Source organism: Hydrotalea sp., from assembly GCA_030054115.1.
Taxonomy (GTDB): Bacteria; Pseudomonadota; Alphaproteobacteria; order JASGCL01; family JASGCL01; genus JASGCL01.
In genome coordinates this window covers 1-4862 of record JASGCL010000062.1, presented here as the reverse complement: position 1 = coordinate 4862, position 4862 = coordinate 1, and the positions used below count along the sequence as shown (strand labels likewise).

The 4862-nt window shown below is 47.9% G+C and carries 5 protein-coding genes; 1 reads left to right on the top strand and 4 read right to left on the bottom strand.

All coding sequences use genetic code 11. The annotated features are described in order from the left end of the window. Nucleotides 1-62: 62 nt before the first annotated feature. Genes msrA through gloA form a run of 3 tightly spaced genes read right to left on the bottom strand, consistent with a single transcriptional unit; the run spans nucleotide 63 to nucleotide 2241 of the window. Nucleotides 63-548 (bottom strand): peptide-methionine (S)-S-oxide reductase MsrA, encoded by a 486-nt coding sequence (msrA, locus tag QM529_07440; protein MDI9314488.1) that lies wholly within the window; start codon nucleotides 546-548, stop codon nucleotides 63-65. Nucleotides 549-595: 47 nt separating this feature from the next. Next, complete coding sequence (locus tag QM529_07435) at nucleotides 596-1747, bottom strand: MBL fold metallo-hydrolase (protein MDI9314487.1); 1152 nt, start codon at nucleotides 1745-1747, stop codon at nucleotides 596-598. Between the two features lie 41 nt (nucleotides 1748-1788). Then, on the bottom strand, nucleotides 1789-2241 hold the full coding sequence (gene gloA, locus QM529_07430) for a lactoylglutathione lyase (GenBank protein ID MDI9314486.1): 453 nt from the start codon (nucleotides 2239-2241) through the stop codon (nucleotides 1789-1791). Nucleotides 2242-2525: 284 nt separating this feature from the next. On the opposite strand from gloA, the gene QM529_07425 reads away from it, so the two are divergent. Next, nucleotides 2526-3935, top strand: a complete 1410-nt coding sequence (locus tag QM529_07425) for an APC family permease (protein ID MDI9314485.1) — start codon at nucleotides 2526-2528, stop codon at nucleotides 3933-3935. Between the two features lie 729 nt (nucleotides 3936-4664). On the opposite strand, the gene QM529_07420 is transcribed toward QM529_07425, so the two are convergent. Next, on the bottom strand, nucleotides 4665-4862 hold a 198-nt coding region (locus QM529_07420), incomplete at its 5' end, for a hypothetical protein (protein MDI9314484.1).

Below are 4862 nucleotides of genomic sequence, written 5' to 3'. Positions count from 1 at the left end.
GCGTTAGCGACTATAATTTCGAGGTGGGTTCGCCAACTATATTTTTTGATAAAATAATTTGCTCAAACAACTTGCGGCCATGCCCGCACCACGTGGCATGCAATGCCGTGGCGGTCGGCGTAACCTTGGTGATATGCCTCGGCCGGAAAAAAATTGCTGTATGGGGCAATTTCGGTAACAATTTTTTTGTCAAAATATTTCTGCACGCGGTCGCGCACTTTCGTTGCGGCCTTTAACTGCGCGTCGTCAAAACAAAAAATGCACGACCGATATTGCGGGCCGTAATCGGGCCCCTGACGATTAAATTGGGTTGGGTCATGCAGGCGGAAAAACAAATCCACCAATTCTTCGTAAGAAACTTTTTTATCGTCAAACGTAACAAACACCACCTCGGCATGGCCGGTTTTGGCGGTGCAAACATCTTTATAGGTTGGGTTTTCCATATGCCCACCGCCGTAACCCGACACCACCGACAACACCCCGGGGGTTTTGCTAAACAGCGATTCCACCCCCCAAAAACAGCCGCCACCAAAAATTGCCTTTTGCATTGCCATGACAATAATATAGTGCGCGCAATATAAAAATACAACTTATTTTACTTAATTTTTTTTGTCTCGCCGATGGCTAAGGTAATGAAACTATCGTCCGCCACGCCCCTTTGTTTTTTGGCAAGTTTCAGGTCGATGGGCGGTTGCAACACCCCCTCGGTGCTCAATAAAAATGTGCCCCAATGCACGCCGAACGCATGTTTGGCCCGCACGTCCGATTGAATTTCTAATGCCTCGGCCGGGTTTTCATGTTGCCGTTTCATAAAATCGCGCGGTTCATATGCGCCAATCGGAATCATCGCCCAATCTATCCCGCCATCAATCGCGCCGTATTTTTTACCAATATCGCGGAATAGTTTTTGGCTGTAACCAGTGTCGCCGCTGTAATAAAAGGTAAAAGGCTTCGCTTTATTCCCCCGCGCCCGCACCACGAAACCGCCCCACAGGCTACGATTGCGGTCAAGGATATAACGCGTGCTCCAATGTTGGGCCGGCACAAAATAAATCGCTAAGTCGTCAAGATTGTCGCCGAGGTTTTTATCAGGGTTTTCGCTCCACCTGTCGCCCCAATCCATCTCCACGACATTTGTAATACCATGCCAACGAAACCAATTTTTTAACCCCAGCGGCACCAAAAACACCGCTGATGGGTTGCGGGCGGCAATATTCCTGACCGAATAACCATCCAAATGGTCGTAATGATTATGGGAAATAAGAACCAAATCTATCGGCGGCAATTTATCAATCGGCAATGGTATGGGCGTCAGGCGTTTTTCACCCAACCACGCAACCCCCAACCAATCGGAAAAAATCGGGTCGGTGATGATATTCTTGCCATTCACTTGCAACAGCGCGGTCGATTGCCCCAGCCAGGTAAAGGCCGTCTGGTCACGATTTTGTTGCAACCATTTTATATCGGGCGCGACCTGCGGCACCTTTGCGGCATCGGCACGAATCTGCTCCTTTTGATTGCTTAATTGGCTATAGGCCGCGCTCATCTCGCTCATTGTTTTGCGCTCCCTTGGTTGGTTGGCTATTGGGTCCAAATTGATAAAACCGCGCGGCGTGGTATAGGATTTTGCCGCGTCGTAATAGGGGTTGGCCCGTTTGTTCCAAAGATAAAACCCCAAGCCAACAACCAACGCCAGCCCCACCAGGCCAAGCAGGGCAAACAACAGCATGAGGAGAGCTCTTTTCATCTTGTAAGGAAGATATAAAGTAAAGGGGAGGGATTAAAAGGCTAGTCGCGGGGCAATAGTTCTATCAAATGGCCGTCGGGATCCTTGATAAAGGCTAACATCGGCGCGCCGGGTTTACCCCCCATCGGGCCGGGTGGGCGCGGAATAGTAACATTTTTTAATTTTAAAAAATCACAAAATTTTCTTAAATTATCGCACCTTATGGCTATATGGCCAAAGGCATCCCCCACGACATAGGGTTCTGTCCGGTCCCAATTGTGGGTTAATTCAATCACCGCCCCGTGTTTTTCGTCTTCATAACCGACGAAGGCCAGGCTGAAACGCCCATCGGGGTAATCGTCGCGCCGCAACAGCCGCATGCCCAACAACCCAACATAAAAATTAAGCGATTGTTCCAAATCGATAACCCGCATCATGGTGTGCAACAGCCGTGGCTTCTTGGCAACCCGCGTGTAATCTGGCGGGAAATAATCGAGTGGGACATCGTTAATCATCTCGCCCACAATTATAGAGCAACCAGGTGACGACTGCAACCCCCGCCCCAGACTAGCCACATATTGACTAGCACCATATTATTGGGTTGCTTTCGAAAACAACTCAAAGGAAAAAATCGCCTATAAATAAAAATAATACTTGACAGTCGCGGTCAAGTGGCAGAAAATCACTTTCAATCGCTGGTCGATTTATTTAAAAAATACTTTTATTTTTTTGGGGCATGAATTTTTTAACCAGCATCAAATTGCAACTTATGTAATTACTTTAAAGGAGAGAACATAACATGGCAAAAAACAAATTGGCCACCGGCGTGCTTGGCACGTTCGAATCGGTCATTATGGGGATAGCGGGCACCGCCCCGGCATACAGCTTGGGGGCCACGGCCGCCGCGATTGTGGCCGCGGTGGGCGTGTTATCGGTCGGCAGTTTATTTTACTGCGGGCTGGTGATGTTTGGCCTGATGTATGCCTTCATACATCTAAACAAAATGGACGCTAACGCTGGCGCAACCTACGCCTGGGCGGGTAAAATCTTTGGCAAAACCTGGGGGTTTTTCTCCGGTTGGTCTTTGGTGGTGGCTTCATTAATATTCATGGTGTCGGCCACCATACCGGCGGCAACATCAACCTTGGCGTTGATTGCCCCTAGCTTGGTGGACAGCACCACCTGGGTCGCTGTGGTTGCTGGCCTGTGGTTGACGCTGGTAACCGCCGTGGTAACACGCGGTATTCGCCATGCCTCGGTCGCGCAGGTAACCTTCAGCATATTGGAAATCATCATCGTTGTCGCCTTGATAATTGGTGCTTTTTATCAATATTGGGGTAAGCCACTGCATGCGCCGTCATTCTCATGGCTATCACCCTTCGCCTTCACGTGGGAAACATTTACAAAGGGTGCCTTGGGCGCTATCTTCTTCTATTGGGGCTGGGATGTTACCCTGAACCTGAGCGAAGAAACCAAGGCGGGCCGGCCACATCCGGCTTCCAAGGGTGCCTTTTGGTCAATGGTTAACCTTATTCTCATCTATATCATTTTGATGATTGTCATTTTGATTGTGTTGAGCGATGAGGAGATCCAAGCAGGCGGCGCCAACGTGTTGTTGGCGGTTGGCAATAAGCTGTTCCCCGAACCATGGGGTTACATCGCGGTCATTGCGACCATGTTGTCGACAGTTGGCACGATTGAAACCACCATGTTGCAATATACACGTAGTATGTTTGCCATGGCGCGCGACAATTTGTTCCACAAACGCTATGCCGCGGTGCACCCCAAATGGGAAACGCCGTATTTCGCCAACCTCAGCATTTGGGCAATTGGCCTGGTGCTGATATTTGCATCGTCCTTCATGCCATCGGTCAGTAGCATCTTGGAGGCCTCCATCACTGCGATAGGCTTTCAAATTTGCTTTTACCTCAGCATGGCTGGCCTTGCTTGCGCTTGGTATTACCGCAACAAATTTAAAGACGGCATATGGGACGGCATGACACATATTGTGTTCCCGGGCCTGGCCGCGCTTTATATGGTGTTTGTCGGTCTTTACACTGCCTACGACACGCAATTTGCCGAACCCGACCCGGAAAATCCTGCCATCCTTGTGTGGGGGATTAACCTTGTGGTCTTTGTCGGCATTGGTGCTATCTTGCTTGGGTTTATTCCCTTGCTATGGGCGAAGTTGGTTAGGAATAAAAAATAACCACTTATATTGATGTTTATCGAACGTCAATAAAAAATAAAAGGCGGTTGGGTTTTCCAACCGCCTTTTTACAATATAAATTATCAAAAAATCGCCCTGCGATTTGTTGATAGCCGATGTTTTTTATGTTGTTTGCTTTGGCAAAGCCAAAGCAAATTTCAGGCGGGAGCGGCCTCACTTGCGTCTATACAATATAAATTATCAAAAAATTTCTCCGAAATTTGTTGATGGCGAAATTGCTCTATTATCACAGATGTTTTTTTCTTAGACATCTCACCTCTCTCTATCCGTCATTCTCGAAATCGTTGCGAGCGATATTGCGTTCAGCAATAGCGCAAACCATTCGCAACGATTATCGGCCGCGCTCAAGTAGCGAAGCGATAGCGCGAATAAATTGCAATCCTTGGCGTCAACTTTGCCCGCTCTCAACCGACATCGCCTAATATATTTGCGCTATCACTTCGTTACTTGAGCGCGGCTGGTTGGTAAAATGACAGATTCGCTGGCGAATGATTATTACTTTGTTGAAAAACGACGCCAGGGATTGCAATTTATTTCGCCCTATCGCTTCGCTACTTGAGGGCGGCCGATAAATTTTTCTATTGTTTTCGCCATGTTGCATTCGCAACATGGCAAGAAAAATTTTCGAGAATGACGGGTAGAGGGAGCGCAAACGGCGGCGCGAAAAAATAAGTCTGACTTCCCTTGTGAACCAAGGGAAGAAGAAAATTAAGGAGTAAAATTTATTTTGCGACTATAATTTTCAGTTAGGTTAGACGCCAGTTGCGAATCTGAACTGGTGTCTAACCTACCTGAGAAATATATTCGCTCGCAATGCTCGCTCATTATTTCTCTATCCTGTGGGCGTGTTTCACAAGGGAGGTCGACAAACGTTTTTTCATAAAAAAATGTTGCTAACGAACCCAC